20 protein-coding genes are annotated in these 20,495 nt (G+C 69.2%); 5 read left to right on the top strand and 15 right to left on the bottom strand.

Annotated elements, in window-relative coordinates:
- Nucleotides 1-377: 377 nt before the first annotated feature.
- Nucleotides 378-1,259, bottom strand: a complete 882-nt coding sequence (locus AB0F29_RS15055) for a helix-turn-helix transcriptional regulator (RefSeq protein WP_361871774.1) — start codon at nt 1,257-1,259, stop codon at nt 378-380.
- Nucleotides 1,260-1,483: 224 nt separating this feature from the next.
- Here AB0F29_RS15055 and AB0F29_RS15050 point away from each other — a divergent pair, with 224 nt between their 5' ends.
- From AB0F29_RS15050 to AB0F29_RS15035, 4 genes are all read left to right on the top strand, one after another.
- On the top strand, nt 1,484-1,810 hold the full coding sequence (locus AB0F29_RS15050; protein ID WP_361871772.1) for a carboxymuconolactone decarboxylase family protein: 327 nt from the start codon (nt 1,484-1,486) through the stop codon (nt 1,808-1,810).
- 69 nt (nt 1,811-1,879) lie between these two features.
- On the top strand, nt 1,880-2,284 hold the full coding sequence (locus tag AB0F29_RS15045) for a cupin domain-containing protein (protein WP_361871769.1): 405 nt from the start codon (nt 1,880-1,882) through the stop codon (nt 2,282-2,284).
- 178 nt (nt 2,285-2,462) lie between these two features.
- Complete coding sequence (locus AB0F29_RS15040) at nt 2,463-3,230, top strand: glucose 1-dehydrogenase (RefSeq protein ID WP_361871767.1); 768 nt, start codon at nt 2,463-2,465, stop codon at nt 3,228-3,230.
- A 50-nt stretch (nt 3,231-3,280) separates the two neighbouring features.
- Entirely contained in the window at nt 3,281-4,252 is a 972-nt protein-coding gene (locus AB0F29_RS15035; protein WP_361871765.1) for an aldo/keto reductase, read from the top strand.
- 79 nt (nt 4,253-4,331) lie between these two features.
- Here the strand turns inward: AB0F29_RS15035 and AB0F29_RS15030 are convergent, their stop codons facing one another.
- The 9 genes from AB0F29_RS15030 to AB0F29_RS14990 form a co-directional block, all read right to left on the bottom strand.
- Nucleotides 4,332-5,420, bottom strand: coding sequence for an aldo/keto reductase (locus AB0F29_RS15030; RefSeq protein WP_361871763.1), 1,089 nt, complete (start codon nt 5,418-5,420; stop codon nt 4,332-4,334).
- 82 nt (nt 5,421-5,502) lie between these two features.
- Complete coding sequence (locus AB0F29_RS15025; protein ID WP_361871760.1) at nt 5,503-6,750, bottom strand: MFS transporter; 1,248 nt, start codon at nt 6,748-6,750, stop codon at nt 5,503-5,505.
- 193 nt (nt 6,751-6,943) lie between these two features.
- The gene (locus tag AB0F29_RS15020; protein ID WP_361871759.1) at nt 6,944-7,831 is read right to left on the bottom strand and encodes a helix-turn-helix transcriptional regulator; all 888 of its coding nucleotides are present in this window, start codon (nt 7,829-7,831) and stop codon (nt 6,944-6,946) included.
- 106 nt (nt 7,832-7,937) lie between these two features.
- Nucleotides 7,938-8,501 carry a hypothetical protein gene (locus AB0F29_RS15015; protein ID WP_361871757.1) on the bottom strand — a complete coding sequence of 188 codons (564 nt, stop codon included), beginning with the start codon at nt 8,499-8,501 and terminating at the stop codon, nt 7,938-7,940.
- A gap of 320 nt (nt 8,502-8,821) precedes the next feature.
- A complete protein-coding gene (locus AB0F29_RS15010; RefSeq protein ID WP_361871754.1) occupies nt 8,822-9,946 on the bottom strand; it encodes an alpha/beta hydrolase in 1,125 nt (374 codons plus the stop codon).
- Nucleotides 9,947-10,397: 451 nt separating this feature from the next.
- Nucleotides 10,398-11,441, bottom strand: a complete 1,044-nt coding sequence (locus AB0F29_RS15005; RefSeq protein ID WP_361871751.1) for an alcohol dehydrogenase catalytic domain-containing protein — start codon at nt 11,439-11,441, stop codon at nt 10,398-10,400.
- 44 nt (nt 11,442-11,485) lie between these two features.
- Nucleotides 11,486-12,484 carry a quinone oxidoreductase gene (locus AB0F29_RS15000; RefSeq protein ID WP_361871749.1) on the bottom strand — a complete coding sequence of 333 codons (999 nt, stop codon included), beginning with the start codon at nt 12,482-12,484 and terminating at the stop codon, nt 11,486-11,488.
- Between the two features lie 128 nt (nt 12,485-12,612).
- A complete protein-coding gene (locus AB0F29_RS14995) occupies nt 12,613-13,377 on the bottom strand; it encodes an SDR family oxidoreductase (protein WP_361871746.1) in 765 nt (254 codons plus the stop codon).
- 124 nt (nt 13,378-13,501) lie between these two features.
- Entirely contained in the window at nt 13,502-14,743 is a 1,242-nt protein-coding gene (locus AB0F29_RS14990; RefSeq protein WP_361871743.1) for an MFS transporter, read from the bottom strand.
- 135 nt (nt 14,744-14,878) lie between these two features.
- On the opposite strand from AB0F29_RS14990, the gene AB0F29_RS14985 reads away from it, so the two are divergent.
- The gene (locus AB0F29_RS14985) at nt 14,879-15,787 is read left to right on the top strand and encodes a helix-turn-helix transcriptional regulator (RefSeq protein WP_361871740.1); all 909 of its coding nucleotides are present in this window, start codon (nt 14,879-14,881) and stop codon (nt 15,785-15,787) included.
- A gap of 61 nt (nt 15,788-15,848) precedes the next feature.
- Here AB0F29_RS14985 and AB0F29_RS14980 read toward each other — a convergent pair whose 3' ends face one another.
- Genes AB0F29_RS14980 through AB0F29_RS14960 form a run of 5 tightly spaced genes read right to left on the bottom strand, consistent with a single transcriptional unit; the run spans nt 15,849 to nt 20,386 of the window.
- Nucleotides 15,849-16,013 carry a hypothetical protein gene (locus AB0F29_RS14980; protein WP_361871737.1) on the bottom strand — a complete coding sequence of 55 codons (165 nt, stop codon included), beginning with the start codon at nt 16,011-16,013 and terminating at the stop codon, nt 15,849-15,851.
- Nucleotides 16,010-16,696, bottom strand: coding sequence for a hypothetical protein (locus AB0F29_RS14975; RefSeq protein ID WP_361871736.1), 687 nt, complete (start codon nt 16,694-16,696; stop codon nt 16,010-16,012). Before AB0F29_RS14975 ends, AB0F29_RS14980 begins: the two co-directional genes overlap by 4 nt.
- Nucleotides 16,693-17,745, bottom strand: a complete 1,053-nt coding sequence (locus AB0F29_RS14970) for a TniB family NTP-binding protein (RefSeq protein ID WP_361871734.1) — start codon at nt 17,743-17,745, stop codon at nt 16,693-16,695. The genes AB0F29_RS14975 and AB0F29_RS14970 overlap by 4 nt, the downstream gene beginning before the upstream one ends.
- Entirely contained in the window at nt 17,742-19,634 is a 1,893-nt protein-coding gene (locus AB0F29_RS14965; RefSeq protein WP_361871732.1) for a Mu transposase C-terminal domain-containing protein, read from the bottom strand. Before AB0F29_RS14965 ends, AB0F29_RS14970 begins: the two co-directional genes overlap by 4 nt.
- Complete coding sequence (locus AB0F29_RS14960; RefSeq protein ID WP_361871729.1) at nt 19,631-20,386, bottom strand: TnsA-like heteromeric transposase endonuclease subunit; 756 nt, start codon at nt 20,384-20,386, stop codon at nt 19,631-19,633. The genes AB0F29_RS14965 and AB0F29_RS14960 overlap by 4 nt, the downstream gene beginning before the upstream one ends.
- Nucleotides 20,387-20,495: the final 109 nt, after the last annotated feature.

The following is a 20,495-nucleotide window of genomic DNA, read 5'->3' as shown; positions in this document are numbered from 1 at the left end:
CGAGGTCGAGGGTCGCATGGCGCACTGACAGCGGGCGCAGCTGCTCGCCCTGTAGGTATACGCGGCCGACATACGGACCTCGTGGAGGGGCTCACCCTGGATCGGCAACGGGCAGTGGTCAACTTCCCCGCCGAGGTGACGATCCTGCGGAGAGAGAAGTCAAAGCGGCTTGGTTCGTTGTCAAACGCCTCGAATGGATGACGAAGGACAAGTTCTGTCCTTCGACAGCGAAGCTAGTCGTGCACAACGCGCTGATCTGGGGCGACTGAGTTGGATGTCAACGCGAAGTCGCCGCAGAGCCAGGTTCCTTGACGCCGCCTCGTTCCCAAGGAGCCCGTGGAGTAGAGGAGGCCCGCTCAGGGCTGGTATGTGCTGCGTTAGTCGCTGGCGAGTTCGGTGTTCTGCTGCCCGCTCTGATCGAGAGTGGCGGCCCAGCTGGCCAGAAGCCGGAGTCCATCAGCCGATGCGGAGCCGGGCTCGGCGCTCATTGCGGTGAGGGTGAGGCCGGGATCGTTCGGGACGGGCAGGCCCTCGAACGCGAGGGCGAGGTCACCGACGACAGGGTGGCGGAAGCGTTTGAGGCCGGTGCGGTGCAGGCGCACGTCGTGCGCGGCCCACAGTGTGCGGAATTCCTCGCTACGGGTGGAGAGTTCACCGATCAGGTCGCTGAGGTCACGGTTGTAGGGGTCCTGTCCGGCCTCGGTGCGCAGGAGAGCCGCCGAGGCGGCCTTTTGGTAGTCCAGTTCGGTCATGTAGTCGCCGGCGCCGGGGTTGAGGAACTGGAAGCGGGCGAGGTTGACCGGCCGCGCGGGATCCTGGAACACAGGCCAGTACAGGGCTTTGCCAAGGCGGTTGGTGGCCAGGATGTCGAGGCGGCCGTTGCGGATGAAGGCGGGTGCCTCGGTCATGGCGTCCAGCAGTTGCTGCAGGGCGGGGCGGATCGGCTGAGCGCCGCGGCGGCGTGAGGGCTTGCGGGTGGTGTTGGCCGTGCGTGCGAGATCCATCAGGTGGGCGCGTTCGGATTCGTCGAGCTGCAGCGCCCTGGCGAGCGCGTCCAGGACGGCCTCGGAGGCACCTGCGAGGTTGCCGCGTTCCATGCGGGCGTAGTACTCGGCGCTGACTCCGGCGAGCATCGCAACCTCCTCGCGGCGCAGCCCTTTCACCCGGCGCTGACCTGCTGCGGGCAAGCCGGCCTGCTGGGGTGTGATCTTGGCGCGGCGGCTGGTGAGGAACTCGCGGACCTCGCTGCGGTTGTCCATGTCTTCGAGGCTACGACGATCCCGACGAGCGAGAGGTGTACTGCCAGTACACGTATCAACGGGTCCTTCCGCGCGCCCGTGACCTGCCGTTTCATCGGAAGCAGGCCAGCGATGGGGCTGCCTCCGGTGGCGCACACCGTGACGGCGAGACCGAATGGAGAGACGGTGCCTGCTTCCCGCCCCTGCGGGGACACGTCCGGGTATCCACGAGGAAGGAGCCGAACATGGCGGAGGACAAGAAGCCCGAGGGCCCGCGTCAGCAGTTCGGGGACATCGCCCCGGCACTGGCGGGATACAGCGAGGACGTGCTGTTCGGGCAGGAGTGGGAGGACCCCGACCTGTCCTCGCGGGACCGCAGTCTGGTCACGGTGGCCAGCCTGATCACCAGCGGCAGCAGCGAGCAGCTCGCCTTCCACCTGGGCAAGGCCCGCGAGAACGGGGTCAGCGACACGGAACTGATCGCGACGATCACGCACATGGCGTTCTACGCCGGATGGCCCAAGGCGATGTCCGCGCTCACTGTCGCCCGCGAGGTCCTGGCCGAGGACTGATTCGCCCCGCCCCTACCCCTCACCTGTCCGTGGCCGAGCCACGACAGCACGTATGCAAGGAGAACGATCATGGAGATCCTCCAGCCTCCGGCCACGATGAAGCTTCCGGCGGAGATGTTCACCGGGGATGCCTGGGCGGATGTGATCTACCGCGGCGAGGACCCCTCCCGGGCGCGGGCGAACATGGTGCGCTTCGCGCCCGGTGCCCGCACGGCTTGGCACTCCCACGGCCTGGGCCAGACCCTCTACGTCGTCGAGGGAATCGCCCTCATCCAGTTCCGCGGCGGCGACATCGTCGAGGCCCGCCCCGGGGACGTGATCTTCACGCCGGCGGGTGAGGAGCACTGGCACGGCGCGGCCCCGGACCGGTTCATGGCGCACATTGCGCTGTGGGAGGGCGACGAGGTCGACTGGCTGGAGCACGTCACTGACGACCAGTACTCCGGCCCGCGACGCCACGCCCGCCTCTCCTGACCTTCCCCGGCACGAGTCCTGCACCGTGCCCAGTTTGCGCGTTACGAGTGCCGTGCCGCCCAGACTTTCCGGCGCCCTGACGAACGTGGCGCGCTTCGGCCGCGGCGAGACCGTGCCCGCCCCCTGTACGAGCGGCCTGTCGATTCGCCGGGCCCGCATAAGAGATTGGAACCTGAGCATGAACCCGCAGTACAACTTCGAGGGCCAGGTCGCCCTGGTCACCGGCGCGGCCTCCGGCATGGGCCTGGCCGCCGCCCGCCTCTTCGCCCAGGCCGGCGCCGCCGTGGCCCTGGCCGACCTCGACCAGGACGCGGTCAACAGGGCCGCCAAGGAACTGAAGGACGCCGGCCACCAGGCCATCGGCGTGGTGTGCGACGTCGCCGACGAGGCGCAGGCCGCCGCCATGGTCGACCAGGCGGTAGCCGCCTTCGGCCGCCTGGACATGGCCTTCAACAACGCTGGCATCCAGGCCCCGCCCTCGGACGCCGCCGACGAGACGGCCGAGGACTTCGACCGGGTCAACGCCGTCAACCTGCGTGGTGTGTGGGCCGCCCAGAAGCACGAACTGCGCCAGATGCGCACCCAGGGCTCCGGCGCCATCGTCAACAACTCCTCTCTGGGCGGGCTGGTCGGCCTGCCCGAGCGCGCCGCCTACCACGCTTCCAAGCACGGCGTGATCGGCCTGACCAAGAGCGCCGCGGTCGAGTACGCGCCCAAGGGCATCCGTATCAACGCCATCTGCCCCGGCGTGATCGAGACCCCGATGGTCGCCGACATGCTCGAAGGGCAGGCCGAGGCGATGGCCGAGATCATGAAGCAGCAGCCCATCGGCCGCCTGGGCACCGCCGAAGAGGTCGCTGCCGCCGCCGTATGGCTGTGCAGCCCCGCCGCCAGCTTCGTCGTAGGCGTCGCACTGCCCGTCGACGGCGGCTACACCACCCACTGAACCGCCGGCCCCGCAACCGGACCGCACTTGATCACTGAGGAGCACCCAACGTGGAGTACACCCGTCTCGGCACCACCGGGCTGAGGGTGAGCCGGCTCGCTCTGGGGTGCATGAGCTACGGCGACCCGACCGTCCCCAGCGCCCACCCGTGGGCGCTGACCGAGGACAAGGCCGCGCCGTTCTTCCGGCAGGCCGTCGAGCTGGGCATCACCTTCTGGGACACCGCCAACGTCTACCAGGCCGGCACCTCCGAGGAGATCACCGGCCGCGCCATGCGCGAGTACTCCCGGCGCGAGGACGTCGTGCTCGCCACCAAGGTCCGGGGCAAGATGCACGACGGACCCGGCGGCGAGGGCCTGTCCCGCAAGGCCATCCTCGAACAGGTCGACGCGTCCCTGGCCCGACTGGGCACCGACTACATCGACCTCTACCAGATCCACCGCTTCGACGACGACACGCCGGTCGAGGAGACGATGGAGGCCCTGCACGACGTCGTCAAGGCCGGGAAGGTCCGCTACCTCGGCGCCTCGTCCATGTACGCCTGGCAGTTCGCCAAGCTCCAGCACGCCGCCGACCTCGGTGGATGGACGCGCTTCGTGTCCATGCAGAACCAGTACAACCTGCTGCGCCGCCAGGACGAACCGGAGCTGATGGCCATGTGCGGCGACATGGGCGTGGGGCTGGTGCCGTACTCACCGAACGGCAAGGGCCGCCTCGCACGGCCCGTCGGCGAGCAGAGCACCCGCTCCCGTACCGACCACGTCGTGCAGTCCTTCGACAGCCCGCATGACGAGCCGGTCATCAACGTGGTCCAGCAGGTCGCCGAAGCCCGCGGCGTCAGCATGGCTCAGGTCGCGCTGGCCTGGGTGCTGCGCAACCCGCTCGTCTGCGCGCCTGTCGTGGGAGGCACGAAGCCCCACCACTTGTCCCAGGCCGTGGATGGACTCGGCCTGCGCCTGTCGGACGACGAGGTGGCCGCGCTGGAAGCGCCGTACACCAACGCTGGCCCCTCCTGGTTCTGACCACCCGCCCGTCAGCACGGTGCTTACGGCAGCGGTGACCGGCGCCACTCTTGCCCGAGCCGCCGCGGCACCGTGCGGGCTACGACTGGCCGAGGGGGTGGTCGGATCCCTGGGAGACGAGGTCTCCGAGGGCCTGGTCGCCGCCTTGGAGCCGTCGGTCGCGCTGGGCCACACCGAAGGGGCCGTAGGGGTAGTCGCCGGGTGTGGGGGCGCTGACCTTGTCGAGGGCGTGGGTGGCCTCGTCGTCCAGGGTGAGGTCGGCGGCGGCGATGCCGTCGTGGAGCTGGTCCAGGGTGCGGGCCCCGTAAACCGGGGCAACGACGCCGGGCCGGTCGGCGATCCAGCTCAGCGCAACCTGAGCGGGGGTCACACCGGCCTCCTGAGCGATGCGAACGGTCTCGTCGATGGTGGCCCAATTGCGGTCGGAAGCTGAGTACTGCGCCGAGACGTACCGGTACAGCGGGTTGTCGCCGCCGGCCCGGGTGTCCGGGGCGGGGGTGGTGCCGCGCCGGTACTTGCCGGTGAGAAAGCCCCCGGCCAGCGGCGACCAGGGCAGCAGGCCGATGTGGTTGTGCAGGGCGGCGGGGACCATCTCGTACTCGCTCTCGCGGGAGAGCAGGCTGTACTGCTGCTGGAGGGTCAGGGGGACGTTAACGCCCATGGCCTTGGCGGTGGAGACGGTCAGCTGGAGCTGCCAGCCGGTGAAGTTCGACAGGCCCGCGTAGTAGATCTTCCCGGCGCGGATCGCGCCGTCGAGGAAGGAGAGGGTCTCCTCGATGGGTGTGTGGGCGTCCCAGCCGTGCATCTGGTAGAGGTCGACCCTCTCCACGCCCAGGCGGTGCAGGGAGGCGTCCAGGGCGCGGGTCAGGTGGCGGCGGGACAGGCCGACGTCGTTGACGTCGGGGCCGGTGGTGTAGCGGCCCTTGGTGGCCAGGACGACACGGTCGGTGATCTCGCTGGGGCGGGCGGCCAGCCAGCGGCCGACGGTCTGCTCGGCGAGGGTGTCGGAGTACACGTCGGAGGTGTCGAGCACGGTGCCGCCGGCCTCGACGAAGGCGTCGAGCAGGGCGAATGCCTCGTCCTCGGTGTTCTCGCTACCGAAGTACATCGTGCCAAGTGCGATCTTGGAGACCGCCATGCCGGAATTACCGAGGGTGCGGTACTTCATGAGGGTTCGGGCCTTCCTCTGGTGGTGGTGAGACTAGGTGCGGTGCGGGTCGCACGCGACCCGACCGGCTCCGCGGGCGGGGTCAGACCGTCGTGTGGCGGACGTCGGTTTCGTGCGCGACTCCCGCTTGAGCGGTGGACGTCGGGGGCGCGGGCGTGTGGGTGGCGCGGATCGCGCCGAGTGCGGCCAGCGGCACCAGGGAGCAGGCGGCCATCACGGTGCCGACGAGGGCGGGGCCGGTCAGGCCGAGGGAGGAGTCCAGGGCGCTTCCGGCGATCCAGGAGCCGGCCGCGATCCCGACGTTGAAGGAGGAGATGGCCAGGGCGGCGGCCAGGGTGGGGGCGTCGCCCGCGAAGCGCACCGCGAGGGCGGTGACGACCGGCGGGACAGCCATGCCGGCCATGCCCAGCAGAACCACCAGGACCACGGTCGGGGCGGCGCTGTGGGACAGCGGGATCAGTAGGAACAGGATCAGTGCCGTGCCGATCGCGGCGCTGGTCACGGTGGCCAGGGGCTTGCGGTCGCCGAGGCGTCCGCCGAGGTTCGTTCCGGCCAGGGCGCCGATGCCGTAGCCGATCAGGACCAACGGCACGAGGCCCTCGGGGATGCCGGTCCGCTGGGTCAGCAGCGGCGTGATGTAGCTGAACGCGGCCATGGCGCCGCCGGTGACCAGCGCGGTGGCGCTCATAGACAGCCACAGACGTCCCTGGCGCAGCGCGGCGAACTCAGCACGGGCCGAAACCGTCGCGCGCTGCGTGTCGGCGGGGACGAACCGGCCGATCAATACCGCGACCAGGACGGCCAGGGCGGCGAGGGCCCAGAACGTGCCGCGCCAGCCGACCGCCTGTCCGGCCCAGGTTCCTACCGGCACGCCGACCACCGTGGCCAGGGCGGAGCCGCTGACCATCACGCCCAGCGCGCGGGACCTGGCGGCCGGCCCCGCGGCGGCGGTGGCCACGACGGAGGCGACGGCCCAGAAGGTGCCGGTCGCCAGCGCGCTGAGCACACGGGCCGCGAACACCACGGTGAACGAGGAACTGAGCGCGGCGAGTACGTGTCCGGCGGCGAACACGGCCAGCGCCAGGATCAGGGTGGAGCGGCGGGGCAGCCGCAGGGTGGCCAGGCCCATCACCGGGGCGCCGACGATCATGCCGATCGCGAACGCCGTGATCAGCAGACCGGCCTGGGAGACGCCGACGGACAGGTCGGCGGCCAGCTCGGGCAGGATCCCCGCGACGATGAACTCGGTGGTGCCCATCAGGAACGCGCCGACGCCCAGCAGATAGACGACGAACGGCAGCTTGACGGACTTCTCTGTCGGAGCAGACATGTGGAAGGAAACCTCTTGGCCGGGGACGCGCCGCAGAAGTGCGGCACTCACCAGGAAACCTCGATCCCGGGAGGTGAGGGAGTCCGCGTTGTGAGGGGTACCGGCGGGGACCCCCAACGCCATGTGCCCAGTTCACGGCAGCGCCCGGCGCACACCGTGTGCGCCGGGCTTCAGAGGAGTAAGCAGGGCCGGTTCAGTTCTCGGGATCGGCCTGTCCGGCCACATGGCTTTCGTCCGTGGTGGCGGCCCAGAAGGCCAGCAACTTCAGACCGTCCTCGGCTGCGCTGCCCGGGATCGCGCTGTAGACAGCCACACCGATCTGCTCGTCGGCCGCCAGGAACATCGTCTCGTGGTCCAGATCGATCGGGCCGACGGCCGGATGCCGGAACCGTTTCGTCCCGTCCCGGAACACCCGCACGTCGTGCGCGCCCCACATCACCCGGAACGCGTCACTGCGCGTCGACAACTCCCCAATCAGATTCGACAGTTCCCGGTCGTAGGGGTCCTTGGCCGCCGCGACGCGCAGCGCACCCACCGCCGTCTGGGCGACCTGCTCCCAGTCGACGTAGAACTGCCGCGCCGCCGGGCTGAGGAAACAGAACCGTGCCGTATTGGCGCCGCAGGACGCGTCCTCGAACACCGGCGCATACAGGGCCCGCCCCAGCGGGTTCGCCAGCAGGATGTCGAAACGGTGATCGGTCACGAACGCCGGCAGCGTCGGCATCGCCTCCAGCATGCGCATCACCCCTGCCCGAACCGCCGGACGCACCGGGGCGCTGGAACGCGCACGGGCCGCGCTCTTGCCGGATGCCCGTGCCAGGTCGTACAGGTGCGTGCGCTCGGTGTCATCCATACGCAGTGCGGTGGCGAGTGCGTCCAGAACGGCGTCGGAGACTCCGCGGAGGCTGCCTCGCTCCAGGCGCGTGTAGTACTCGACGCTCACCCCGGCGAGCAGGGCGACCTCGCTCCTGCGCAGTCCCGCGACCCGCCGGGCGCCGTACGCGGGCAGCCCGGCCTGACCGGGGGTGATCTTGTCCCGGCGGGACTTCAGAAAGGCGCGGATTTCTGCCCGGTTGTCCATACCCCCAGGGTAGGCATGTGCCCTTCGTCCCTGGGAGTCCCTGCCAGTGCCCCCACCGGGAAGAATCCTCTAATGTGCGCGGTGCGCATCCGGGGCAGCAGGCGTGTCAGCGCAGCTGGTCGGTGGGTTCGGCCTCCTGGGACCGGGTCGCCGCCAGGCTGGCGAGCAGCTTGAGCCGGTCCTCGGAAGGGGTGCCGGGTTCGGCGGTGTAGAGGTTCAGGCCGTGCACCGTCCGGTTCGGCGTGGGCAGGTCCAGAGACTGGTAGGTCAGCTCCAGGCGGCCCACGTCCGGGTGCTCCAGGCGCTTGATGCCGCCGTGCTGGATACCGACGTCGTGCGCGGCCCACATCGTGCGGAATTCGGGGCTGAGGGTGGACAGCTCCCCGATGAGTTCGCGCAGGGCCCGGTCGTGGGGCTCACGTCCGGGCTCCGCCCGCAGTAGACGGTGGCATGGGCGGGGCGTCCCAGTCGACGAAGAAGTCCAGCGCGCCCGAGTCGCGGAAGTGGAAGCGGGCGATGTTGGCGCGGCCCCGTTTGTCGACGGTTTAGCTGTCGAACATCGGCGCGTGCAGGGCGCGGGCCAGCGGCGCGGATTGGCGGCGACGACGTCCATGCGGCCGTTGCGGACGAAGGCGGCGGACAGCGTGACGGAGTCGAGCAGCCACCGCACCGGGGGCGGGACCTGGATGCGCTTGCCCTCCAGTTGTCCGGCGACGAGGTCACGGCTCTAGAGAAGCCCTACATCAACGCCGGACCTCCTGGTACTGACCACCACCCCCGGGCGCGGGCGCGGCCGACGACGGCCAAGACACCCCGGGGGGCGTTCTCGTCCGCACGCTGAGTGGGCCCGTCGGTTGGTCACAGCGCTGGGGGACGTGGCAGGCGGTTAATGCAGCTGGTCGGTGGGCTCAGCTACCCCACCCGGTCGTTTCGCTGTGGGGGCTTCCCGGCAGGCCGGTGGCGGTAGCGGCCTGCCGGGGGTGCTTGCGGTCAGGCGAGGTTCTTGGTGAAGAACTCGTCGAGCTTGTCGAAGGGGATGAGGTCCTTGCGGTCATACAGGTCGACGTGGTCCGCGCCCGGTACGACCACGAGGTCGACGGTCTCGGGGGCCATCTTCTGGACGTCCTGGGAGTAGTAGAGGGAGTGCGCGTCGGCACCGGCCACCAGGAGGGCCTTGCGGGGCGCCAGCATGTCGATGTTCGTCATCTGCCGGAAGGCGAAGAACGACATGGGCGTGGTCGCGGTCCACGCGGTGGCGGAGTTGATCGAGCGCGGGTGGTAGCCGCGCTCGGTGCGGTAGTAGTCGAAGAAGCTCTTCGTGACCGGGTCGGCGTCCGCCGGCAAGGTCTTGGGCAGGACGCGGTTCGAAGGGGCGACGTCGCCGTTCTCGTCGAAGGGGACCTCGTGGGATCCCCGCGCGAAGGTGCCCTTCTCGGCGTCGATCCAGCGCTGCCGGCTGATGTAGTCCACGACCTTCTGACGCTGCTCACGCGTGTAGAAGTCCTCGTGCCCGCGGGAGATGCTGCGAGACATGTCGTACATCGAGGCCGTGGCGACCGCCTTGATACGGCTGTCCGCAGCCGCAGCGGTGAGCGCCATACCGCTGAGACCGCAGACGGCCTGCACGCCGATCCGCTCGCGGTCGACGTTCTTCTGCAGGCCGAGGAAGTCGACGGCGGCGCTGAAGTCCTCGGTGTAGATCTCGGGCGAGCCCACGTCGCGGACCGTGCCGCCGCTCTCCCCGGTGAAGGAGGGGTCGAAGGCGAGGGCGACGTAGCCGCGGCGGGCGAACTCGTTGGCGTAGAGCCCCGAGGACTGTTCCTTGACGGCGCCGAACGGGCCGCTGAGCGCCAGGGCGGGCATCCTGCCCCTGCCGTTCTTCGGAACGTAGAGGTCTGCGGCAACCGTGATGCCGTAGCGGTTCTTGAACCGCACCGAGGTCCGCTTGACGTTCCTGTCCAGTGCGAAGGTGTAGCCGCCCTTGCCCGTGGCCTTGCCCTGTCCTGTGGCGCCCGCGGCGCGGCTGCTCTCCTCACCGAAGGCGGGCAGAGCCGTGAAGGACGCGGCGGCAGCGCCGCCACCGGCGATCAGTCCGAGTGCTTTGCGACGTTCCATGGAATGGACCTCATATTCGATCGGTGGAAGGGGCGCGACGGCCGGTGATGTCGTGACCGAGGCACGGTTCCAGGAGACCGTTTCTGCGCCAGGCGTGACAGGTCGGGTTTGTGGGGGGTACCAGCTCAACCCCCCACCTCCGCAGCGTTGTCCGCCGCCGTCCGGACGGCGGCAAGGGCTGTCTCACGGCCGAGGTGGCGGAGGTCCGGGCAGGTCGACGGCACCTGCATGCTGCGGCGGGGCTTCGCCTGTGACCACGACCACCGGCCGGACAACGCCGCCTCCCGCGTGTACTGGTCATTCACGGCTCTCCCTTTCTCTCTCGGGAGGTACGCCTGCAGCCCCACCCGACGCGTCTGGCACGTCGGGTGGGGCTGCGTGAGGTGTTCCTCGGCTTTTGTCGAACGGGACCGGGTTCGGAAGCCTGTCCTTCGAGGCAAGCGGTGCCGGGTCAGGGCTTGACGAGGACCTTGAGGCTCCTGCGGTGGGCCATGTCCTGGTAGCCGGCCGGGACGCCGTCGAGGTCGGTGGTGGCGTCGAAGACCTTCCCGGGTTCGATGGTGCCGTCGAGGATGGCGGGCATGAGTTCCTCGATGTAGGCGCGGACCGGCGCAGGTCCACCGGCCAGCCGGATGTTCCGGCCGAAGAGGCTGCCGAAGCCCACCGGCGCCTCGTCGTACTGGGGCACGCCGACGCGGCTGATGACGCCGCCGGGGCGTACGACGCCGAGGGCCTGTTCGTAGGCCGGCATGTGACCGACGGCCTCCAGGACGACGTGGGTGCCGTGTCCGCCGGCGAGTCGGCGGACCTGCTCGATGCCTTCCTCGCCGCGGGCGGCGACGACGTCGGTGGCGCCGAAGGTGCGGCCGAGGTCGGTGCGCTCCTGGTGGCGTCCCATGAGGATGATCTGCTCGGCGCCCAGGAGCTTGGCCGAGAGCACCGCGAGCAGGCCGACCGCACCGTCGCCGATCACGGTGACGCGGGTGCGCTCGTTGACGCCGCCCATCACGGCGGCGTGGTGGCCGGTGCCGAAGACGTCGGAGAGGGTCAGCAGGGACGGGATGAGGGCCGAGTCGGCGGCGACTGGCAGCTTGGCGAGGGTTCCGTCGGCCAGCGGCACACGGATGGCTTCGGCCTGGGCGCCCTCGTCGCTCTCGCCGTCCCAGAAGTTGGCCTGCGGGTGGGAGCAGGAGGTGTGCAGGCCCTCGCGGCAGAACTCGCAGGTGTTGTCGGAGATCGCGAACGGGGCGACGACCAGGTCGCCGCGCTTGACGGTGTTTACCTCCGGGCCGGTGTCCTCGACGATGCCGATGAACTCATGCCCCATCCGGGCGGGTCCGTCTTCGGGCTTCATCGAGCCGTAGGGGTGCAGGTCGCTGCCGCACACGCAGGAGGCGGTGATGCGGACCAGGGCGTCGGTGGGGTGCTTGATGACGGGGTCGGGGACGTTCTCGACGCGGACGTCGCCGGCGCCGTACATGAGGGTCGCGCGCATGGGTGGTACTCCGTTTCCGGGTGGTGCGTGAGGGGGTATGTGGATCAGGTGCCCGTGGAGAGCACGATCTTGCCGATGGTCCGGCGGTCTTCCAGCAGGCGGTGCGCCTCTGCGGCGTCGGCCAGGGGAAGGATCTTGGAGATGCGGGGCGTAAGCCAGCCGTTCTCGATGCCCTCCATCACCGCGTGGGCGCGGTGGAGCATCTCCTGGCGGGTTTCCATGAAGTGCCACAGGTCGCCGCCGGACAGTGACAGTGAGCGTTCCATCAGCACGTTGGGTGAGATGGGTTCGGCGGGGCCGCTGGCCGCCCCGAAGATCACGATGTGTCCGCGCAGGGCGGCGGCTTTGAGGTTTCCGGCGAAGGTGGTCGCTGCGACGCCGTCGATGATCAGGTCCGCGCCATGTCCGTCGGTCAGGCGCAGGGTCTCTTCGGCGAAGTCCTGCTCGGTGTAGAGGATGACGTCGTCGGCACCTGCTTCGCGGACCGCATCCGCCTTTTCCTGGGTGGACACCGTTGCGATGACGCGGGCGCCGAGGTGGCGGGCCCACTGCACCAGGAACAGGCCCACCCCGCCTGCCGCGGCGTGGATGAGGACCACGTCGCCTGCGCACGGCTTGCGGTACTCGTGGATCAAGTAGTGGGCGGTCATCCCCTGTAAAGGGAAGGCGGCGCCCTGCTCGAAGGACACGTCGTCGGGCAGCGGGATCAGGCTGTCGGCCAGTACGACGGTGGCTTCGGCGTATGCGCCGATCTGCTGAGCGTAGGCGACGCGGTCGCCCGGTTGGACGACGCTCACGCCGGGTCCGACGGACTCCACCACGCCGGCCCCTTCCAGGCCGGGAGTGAAGGGCAGCGGCACCGGCTTCAGGCCGCGGCGCATGTAGATGTCGACGAAGTTGACGCCTGCCACGGCCAGGCGGACCAGGGCTTCGCCGTGTCCGGGAGCCTTCGGGTGGACGACCTGCGCGGTGAGGGTGTCCGGACCGCCGTAGCCGTCGACGACCATCGCGTGGATATCTGTTGTGCGGGGAGAGTCAGCCATGGCTGCTGTCCTCCTTTCGGGGTGTTCGGTGTGGGGCCACAGGGGCGGGGCCTGGGTTCCTTGTGGGTGGCTGGCCCCGTTGTTTCACCGCGGCCGTGGACCGGCGTGGGGGTGCAGAGGGTGCCTGGTCACCAGGCGGTCCATCCCGCTTCGACGGGGACGGTTGCGCCGGTCATGAAGGAGGCTTCCTTGCTGATCAGGAAGACGATGACTTCGGCGATCTCCTGCGGCTGTGCGTACCGCTTGAGCATCTGCCGTCCGGCGAGTGCGTCGATGGCTTCCTGGGGGCTGGCGAAGCTCTTCTGGTGCTCGGCTGCCATCTGGGTGTCGACCAGGCCGGGGCAGAGGATGTTCGCCCGGATGTTGTGGGGCGCGTACTCCATCGCGAGCGAGCGAGTGAGACCGAGGACGGCGGCTTTGGACGCGCAGTAGATGCCGATGTTGGGCAGCGCCGCGAGTGCGCCGATCGAGGAGACGTTGACGACGGAGCCGCCGCCGGCCTTGACCATCTCCGGGACGACGCGCTTGGCGGTGACCAGGCAGGACATGGTGTTGATGTGCATCACCTTGTCGAAGTCCTCGACGGTGTGCTCCAGCAGCGGCTTGGAGAAGACGATGCCCGCGTTGTTCACCAGCCCGTCCACCTTGCCGTAGGCGTCGAGAAGCTGGGTGGTCAGCGCGTCGATGGTCTGCTCGTCGACGATGTCGCCCGCCACGGCGATGACCTCACCGCCGGCTTCCCGTACGAGGGCCGCGGTCTCCTCCAGCGAGGTGGCGTCCAGGTCGGTCACTCCTACGCGCGACCCTTCTGCGGCCAGGCGAAGGGCGGCCTGGCGGCCCACGCCGCCGCCTGCTCCGGTGACGACCGTGACCGCGTTGTCGAGGCGTGCCATTTTCGTTCCTCATTTCCGTGTGGGGTGCGCGAAGGCTGTGACCACCACTCTCGTCGGTTTGGCTGGGTCTAGCCGTATTTGCGGTTTAAGTTCCCGGGCCCTGCGTTGCGCCGGTGTCCGCGGCTTAGGCGGTTGCTGCCGTGCGGCGGCGCTGGGTGAGAGCGATGGCGGTGGTGGGGATCAGGGTGAGTGCGGCAATGACGGTGCCGACGATGGCGGGGCCGGTGGTCCCGAGCGAGGTGGCGAGGGTGAGGCCGGCGGTCCAGGAGCCGATGGCGGTGCCGAGGTTGAACGCCGAGACGGTCAGGGCGGAGGCCAGCACGGATGCCTGCTTCGCGAAGCGGACGGCCAGGGCCATCAGCACCGGGTTGGCACCAAGACCGAAGAAGCCCAGCAGGGCGACCAGAATGATGGTGGGCACGGCGTAGCCGGCCAGCAGGGAGATCGCCAGGAGCAGGACGGTGGCTCCCGCGGCGGCAACGATGGTCACGGTGTGCGGGCGGCGGTCGCCGAGGCGGCCTCCGACCAGCGAGCCGGCCAGGGCGCCGAGACCGAAGCCGACCAGGACCAGCGGCACGATCCCCGACGCGATGCCCGTCCGGTCGGTCAGCAGCGGCGAGATGTAGGAGTACGCCGCCAGCACACCGCCGGTCGTGGTGGCGCAGGCCGCCAGCACCAGCCACACACGGCCGGAGCGCAGAGCGGTCAGCTCGGACCGCATCGACACCGCCTCCTGGCCGCCATCCTCGGGAGGGACGGTACGGGCGATCAGCAGCACGGCCGCCGCGGCGAGGGCTGCCAGGGCCCAGAACGGTCCGCGCCAGCCCATGAGCTGTCCGGCGAACGCGCCCACCGGCACGCCGACGACGTTCGCGAGCATGGCCCCGGCCCCGACAAGACCCAGAGCGCGGGAACTGGCGGCAGGGCCGGCGGCGCGTGCGGCGGCCACATTGGCCACCGCCCAGAACGCGCCGGTGGCGATCGCGGTCAGGAACCGTGCGGCCAGGACCAGGGTGAAGTTCGAGCTGAGGGCGACGATGACGTGCCCGGCTGCGAAGACTCCCAGGGCGAGCATCAGTGTCAGCCGCTTGGGCAGCCGCAGCGTGAGCATCGCCATCAGCGGAGCGCCGACGATCATCCCGATGGCGAAGACGGTGATCATCAGGCCGGTCTGGGCGACGCTGACCTGCAGGTCGCCCGCGATCTCGGGCAGCAGGCCGGCCACGACGAACTCGGTGGTGCCCATCAGGAACGTGCCCAGCGCGAGCACGTAGACGACGAGCGGCAGCCGGGCGGACGGAGGCTGGGGGGTGTCAGCCCGTACGGTCTCGGCGGGGGCGTGGAGGGTTGCTCCTCGCGTACTCATGCATCAACTCCGTGGGGGTGGTGTTCGGTGTGCTGATCCCACGAAACCGGCTTTGCCACAGGTGGGGAAGGTTGCGTTTATGGGGGGTACAAGCTCAACCTCCCTCAGAGCGTCCCGGTAGCTACCGTGGAAGGCATGGACGACCACAGTGACCACCGCGCGGAGATCCGGGACTTTCTCGCCAGCCGACGCGCCAAGATCACCCCGGAGCAGGCGGGGCTGCCCACCAGCGCCCGGCGCCGGGTCCCGGGGCTGCGACGTGAGGAAGTCGCCGTGCTCGCCGGCGTGAGCACCGAGTGGTACACCCGTCTGGAGAAGGGCCACATCAGCGGCGTGTCCGAGGACGTCCTTGCCGCGGTCGCCCAGGCCCTGCAGCTGGACGAGGACGAACGCACCTACCTCTTCGACCTGGCCCGCGCCGCCCGGCCCTCCCGCCGCACCCCTTCCCGCCGCAGGGACGTCGAGGCCCCGCCTCGCATCCACTGGCTGCTCGACTCCATCACGATGTCCGCCGCCTTCGTACGCAACGGCCGCCTGGACGTCATCGCCCACAACGCACTCGGCCGGGCCCTGCACGCTCCCATGTTCGACAGCCCCACCACCGACAAGCGCGGCCGTCCCAACTTCGCCCGCTACCACTTCCTTGATGCCGGCTCCCACGACTTCTTCGTCGACTGGGACTCCGGCGCCGCCGCCACCGTCGCGCTGCTGCGCGCCGAGGCCGGGCGTGAACCACACGACCGTGCCCTGCGCGAACTCATCGGTGAGCTGTCCACCCTCAGCGCCGACTTCCGCACCCTGTGGGCCGCGCACGACGTCCGTATCCGCCACGACGGCACCAAGCGGCTCCAGCACCCCGAAGTCGGCGAGCTGGAGCTGACCTACCAGTCCGTGGACCTGCCCGTGTCCCAGCGGGCCGTGCACGACCTGAGCCTCTACACCGCCGAACCCGGCAGCACCTCCGAAGAACGCCTCAAGCTCCTCGCCAGCCTGGCAGCCACTGCTAACCGCACCGCCAGGACCGAGACTGATCAACGGCACTGACCAGGCTCAAGCGGTCCGTAACCCGCGCCGAGCGGCGTACCTGTCCGTGCGCAGTACCGGATCAGGCACCCCGTCGGGCCGCAGTCATCCAGGGCACGGCGAGTACGACGAGGGCTGCGACTGCGGCGGCCAGGGCGAGACTGATCTGCAGGCGGTGCCCGAACTCAGCCGGTGCCGAGATCAGGGCGCCGAAGACGGCGACGGCCAGAGGACCCCTGGTGATCATTTAAGCCTGGGGCGGCCGGTCGGTGAGTTCGTCTCGGAACCGAGGTCGGATGTCAACGAGGCTGCTCGGGCCGACGGCGTTCGGGAACGAACGTATCTGATGTAGTGACGGATGCTGTCGTATGTGACCAAGTAGTCGTGGTGGTCCATGAGTTCCGTCCAGATCTGTCTTCCGTTGAGCCTTCTGCCGATCAGGCTCTCGAGCAGGTTGGCGAGTTCGCCTGTGACGGGTTCGGTCAGCGGAGCCGTCTCTGTGGTGGTCAGGCGTGGGATCTCCAGAGCGAAGCGGACGTCCCAGGTGCGGAGGTTGTGGCGCTTTGCGAGCGTGCGGATCTGTGTACCTTTAAGCGCTTCTTGGGCGATGCAGTGTGCCAGTTCCTGACGCCGGGTGAAGGGATTTTTCCTGGGGAGGCGCCGGCGTGGTCTGTTCGTGCCGCCCAGGGCGTTGGCGTCGGCGAGGGCCCGTTCGAGGGTTTCGGGCGAGTGACCTGCGGCCGTGGCGAGGTTTCCGAGGAGCGGCTTGCCGAACCACTGCGGTGGGCCGCAGAGGTAGCAGTGCAGGAAGCTGGGCTTGAGATGGTTGGCGCGAGCCAGGCGCCGGATGTAGGAGTTGGCGGACTCTCCGAGGCAGGGCCGGAGTCGGATCGGCAGGGGCGCAAACCGGGGCGGTAGCTCGCTGTTCATCGGTAGGTAGCGGTCTTTGTGGCCAGCGACGCCGTGGTGTGTGCGGTGTGGTCGAGCGGGACGGTCTGGAGGCTCTTCTTGGTGATCTTCTCGGTGCCGGTGAGGATAGCGTCGAGGGCGGCTCCGCGGATGGCATGGGAGAGGGACCCGATCATGCCGCCGGTGTGGTCGTGCAGGAAGCGATCCAGGCCAGTGAGTGTGCCAGGACGGTGGTCATGCAGCCGCAGGGTTGCCTCCATGGTGGCGACCAGGGCCTTCCATTCGCCGTTGTAGGGGAAGGGGCGGGAGGGGATCAAGGTGAAGCGGCCGGAGATCTGGGCGCCGCGTGTTCCGGAAAGCAGTCCGGATTCGGCGATGTCGATGCCGGCATAGACGAAGGTGGCGGCCAGGCGCTCGGAGAAGTACTTGAGAGTGTCGGCGACTTCGGCGCCATGGCGGCTGGTGAGTGAGATGTTGTGGAGCTCGTCGACCAGTACCAGCCCGGTGCGGGTGTCGGCGCAGACCCCGACTACGGCTTCGATGATGTCGGTGATGTTCGAGCGGGCCCGCACTGGCAGGCCCAGGAAGCGGGCGAACTCAGTCGCGATCATGCGGGCGGTCGCGGCGGGCGGGACGGTGATGTAGACAACGGGAATACGGTCGGTGATGTGTGGGTGTCGGGCGCGGTCAAGGAGTTCGTGCGAGCGTCCCAACTGGGTGATGGCGATGGTCTTGCCGGTTCCCGCAGGGCCGGAGACGATGAGCCCGCGGCGGGCGCTGATCGCGTGGCGGTTGAGCAGCACCAGCCTGCGACCACAGATCGCCGTCTGCTCGACGAACGAGGTGGCCACCGTGAGCATGCGGGCGTGATGGTCAAGGCGGCCCTCGTCGTAGGGGCCCCGCTCGGACGTAGGCATCCGCTGCCAAGCGCTGCGGGATGACAAGATCGGGGGCGCGGGTGGCCCGTCGATGAACCTCCGCCACCCGGCCAGGGTGTTCAGCTGCAGACTGGACCCGGTGTCGTCCTTCCGCAGCGCGGTGCGCCGGCTCGCCGGCGTGGGAATGGTCACGGGCGCCTCCAGGGGTCGGCCAGCGGGTCGAACAGGCCCAGCGGAATGACCTCGGCCAATGAGGTGTCCGTGCCCTCATCCATCGGTTCACTCTCGGTCGGCGGATCGAGAATCTTTCGGCCAGAGCTGGTCGCCCGGGTGCGGGCGGCGACCCGACGGTCCCGCCGAGACCGTTTGACCGGAGGGTCTTTCTCGTCCGGAGGGCCGTCGTGGGCGCGTTTGAGCAGCGCGGCGGCCGCATCCGCGACCTGAGCCTCGCTCCCATTCTTCGGGGCCTGTTGACGGGCGTGGTCCCAGGCCATTTCGCCGAACGGGACGCCGACGCGGTGCAGGTGCCGCCAGAACACGGTGATCCACCGGTCCCTCCCACTGCGGCGGTCGCGTACCCAGATCCGGGAGACGTCGTAGGGGTCGTAGTGGATCTCCCACAGGCCCTTCTTCTCCGCGACCCCGGAGTGCTGACGGCGCAGCGTGTTCAACTCGGGGCTGTCATAGGTGCGGCGGTTCATCCGGATGCCGTAGGCGTTGATTGCGTGCCACCGTTCCGGCAGTAACTCGACGTAGTCCTCACCGCTCAACGGGGCTGGAACGTATCCGCACGACTCCAGCAGCATCGCGTATTTCTCGTTCGGCGAGAAAGCTCGCTTCGGTGCGTCCGGATCTCGCAGGGCGTCGTGCGGTCGGGTCTGCCACACGGTGACGATCCACTCGTCCAGCAGATTTTGTAGTTCGGGCAGCGACCATAGTGGTCCGTTCTCCAAGTGTCGGCCGCGACGGTCCACCGAGCGGCCGGTGTAGCCCGCGACGAACTGAGCGAACAGCGTCGCCACCGAACCCAGGGTCTTCTCGATCACGCCCTTTTCGAAGGGCGACGCCTTGTGCGTTGGCTGCAGCGAGACGCCCAAGAAGCGGCAGGAGGCACGGAAGTTGTGCGAGATGAACACCATTCCGTGGTCGCAGACGATCGTCTCCGGAACGATCGCCGGCCTGGCCGCTGCGTGCTCCAGCCGCTTGTCCAGAGCCAGCAGCCGCTGGTGCGGCAGCACTGACCGGGACATCCGCAGTGCCTCTGGCCAGCCCGGTCGCATCGTCTCCGGCGTGATGCTGCGGGCCATGAGGGCGGAGGCGTCGGCCGCCTTCGTCGTTGGCCGCAGCACCGCCGCAGTGATCGACCTGGACGCGATGTCGACCAGCGCGGTCAGCTCGACCTTCTCCGCGATGCCGTCGTCCAGACGCACCAGGACGTCCAGCGGAGTGGAGTCGATCTGCATCAGCTCGCCCGGCGCAATGGCCGGGACTTCTCCGAACGGGCCGGCCGGACGTGCATGCAGCGAGCGGCGCGTGGTCGCCGCGCCGGTCGCGTGTGTGCCGGTAGCCAGCTTGTCGAAGAGCCGGTAGAGCGTCCGCTCCGTTGGCAATTCGATACCGTCGGCATCCTCTCGGGACGCCAGGATCTGCTTCGTTCGCCAAATAGTGAATCGGATTGTCCTTGAGGAGGCATCGGCCGTCTCAGCGATGGCCTGCCGCATCGCTTCGACGACTACCGGGGGGATATGGCCGAAGTCGGGCAGCTTCTTGGCCGACCGGCCGTCGGCCAGTCCGACGAGTCCGTCGCGGTGATATCGCTGGCGCCGTTGCTTGATGCCGCTGGCCGTCACCCGATGGCCCGCTGCCGTCAGCTCGGCGGCCTTGGCCCGCTCGCGTTCGGCCAGCGAATGTCGCTTCGGGTCGAACTCCGTTCGCGGCACGGCCCCTTGGGGCGCATCCGGCGGCAAGCCATGCAGCACCTCCAGGATATGGCTCTCCCACCACCGAGCCTGGTCAGCGGCCTTCTTCGGGAACTCCGCGATCCGGGCCGTCGGCGGAACCCGTCGCCCGTCCGCCGTCATCGGATGCCCCCGCCGGCCAGGCGCACGACCGTGCGCGGCCCCAGCAACTCGACCGCCATGCCGTCGGCGGACAACTCCTGCCTCCACAGCAGGTGGAACAACACGGGCAGCGTCGCCAGCCGGTCGCCAGCCACATCGGCGCTGGCCATCAGCGGCCCGGGTTGCGAGAAGAGCCGCATCAGCCGTGCAGCGAGCGGACCCTGCCTGCAGCGGGGGTGGCGGTAGCGCGACAGCCATCGCACGTTCGCCAGCAGCACGGCCTCCGGCACCCCCACCCGCTCGAAGCCCCACCCGACTTCGGCGCAGGCCCGGCGCGTCACCTCGAACGCCTCGGCATCGCGCGGCGCGATCCAGTCGTCTGCGCGGACGTCGACGACCACGGCCGAACCATCCGCACGGCGCACAAAGAAGTCCGGGGCATGCCGACGTTCTTGCGAACCGTCGTGCCAGTGCAGCCAGAAAGGCTGGGAGGCCATCCGCACCACATCGGGATCGAAGTCCATGAGTATGAGGCGGTCCCGCTCGAGCCACGACTCGAAACCGACATGCTGCCCAGTCGTCGCCGCCCAGTACCACCCCGGGAAATGGAGCCCACCCCGCGACCATCGAAATGGCCGCACCGGAACCGCGTCCTCGAACCTGGCCGTCGCGCAGTCCAGCAACGGACGCCGACGCCGGCGCCCGCGTACGCCGTCCGCACACGACAACTCGACGTACGGCACGACGCTGTCCGCCCCAGCCGCTACCGACATACGAAACCCCCGGCTTGCTCGTCCCTCACGACTAGATTCACTGTCAGGGAGTCCGAAACAGCTGGGTTCGTTGTCAAACGCCTCGTTTGGATGACAGAGGACAAGTTCT

Origin of the sequence: Streptomyces sp. NPDC026589 (assembly GCF_040638385.1) — a bacterium.
Classification (GTDB): Bacteria; Actinomycetota; Actinomycetes; order Streptomycetales; family Streptomycetaceae; genus Streptomyces.
The sequence above is the reverse complement of the archived record's forward strand: the minus strand, read 5'-3'. Positions and strand labels throughout refer to the sequence as shown.

What these genes read in the sequence shown, in the direction of transcription:
- AB0F29_RS15055 (WP_361871774.1), bottom strand. Translation starts at nt 1,259, where the DNA reads ATGGACAACCGCAGCGAGGTCCGCGAGTTCCTCACCAGCCGCCGCGCC.
- AB0F29_RS15050 (WP_361871772.1), top strand. Translation starts at nt 1,484, where the DNA reads ATGGCGGAGGACAAGAAGCCCGAGGGCCCGCGTCAGCAGTTCGGGGAC.
- AB0F29_RS15045 (WP_361871769.1), top strand. Translation starts at nt 1,880, where the DNA reads ATGGAGATCCTCCAGCCTCCGGCCACGATGAAGCTTCCGGCGGAGATG.
- AB0F29_RS15040 (WP_361871767.1), top strand. Translation starts at nt 2,463, where the DNA reads ATGAACCCGCAGTACAACTTCGAGGGCCAGGTCGCCCTGGTCACCGGC.
- AB0F29_RS15030 (WP_361871763.1), bottom strand. Translation starts at nt 5,420, where the DNA reads ATGAAGTACCGCACCCTCGGTAATTCCGGCATGGCGGTCTCCAAGATC.
- AB0F29_RS15025 (WP_361871760.1), bottom strand. Translation starts at nt 6,750, where the DNA reads ATGTCTGCTCCGACAGAGAAGTCCGTCAAGCTGCCGTTCGTCGTCTAT.
- AB0F29_RS15020 (WP_361871759.1), bottom strand. Translation starts at nt 7,831, where the DNA reads ATGGACAACCGGGCAGAAATCCGCGCCTTTCTGAAGTCCCGCCGGGAC.
- AB0F29_RS15010 (WP_361871754.1), bottom strand. Translation starts at nt 9,946, where the DNA reads ATGGAACGTCGCAAAGCACTCGGACTGATCGCCGGTGGCGGCGCTGCC.
- AB0F29_RS15005 (WP_361871751.1), bottom strand. Translation starts at nt 11,441, where the DNA reads ATGCGCGCGACCCTCATGTACGGCGCCGGCGACGTCCGCGTCGAGAAC.
- AB0F29_RS15000 (WP_361871749.1), bottom strand. Translation starts at nt 12,484, where the DNA reads ATGGCTGACTCTCCCCGCACAACAGATATCCACGCGATGGTCGTCGAC.
- AB0F29_RS14995 (WP_361871746.1), bottom strand. Translation starts at nt 13,377, where the DNA reads ATGGCACGCCTCGACAACGCGGTCACGGTCGTCACCGGAGCAGGCGGC.
- AB0F29_RS14990 (WP_361871743.1), bottom strand. Translation starts at nt 14,743, where the DNA reads ATGAGTACGCGAGGAGCAACCCTCCACGCCCCCGCCGAGACCGTACGG.
- AB0F29_RS14985 (WP_361871740.1), top strand. Translation starts at nt 14,879, where the DNA reads ATGGACGACCACAGTGACCACCGCGCGGAGATCCGGGACTTTCTCGCC.
- AB0F29_RS14980 (WP_361871737.1), bottom strand. Translation starts at nt 16,013, where the DNA reads ATGATCACCAGGGGTCCTCTGGCCGTCGCCGTCTTCGGCGCCCTGATC.
- AB0F29_RS14975 (WP_361871736.1), bottom strand. Translation starts at nt 16,696, where the DNA reads ATGAACAGCGAGCTACCGCCCCGGTTTGCGCCCCTGCCGATCCGACTC.
- AB0F29_RS14965 (WP_361871732.1), bottom strand. Translation starts at nt 19,634, where the DNA reads ATGACGGCGGACGGGCGACGGGTTCCGCCGACGGCCCGGATCGCGGAG.
- AB0F29_RS14960 (WP_361871729.1), bottom strand. Translation starts at nt 20,386, where the DNA reads ATGTCGGTAGCGGCTGGGGCGGACAGCGTCGTGCCGTACGTCGAGTTG.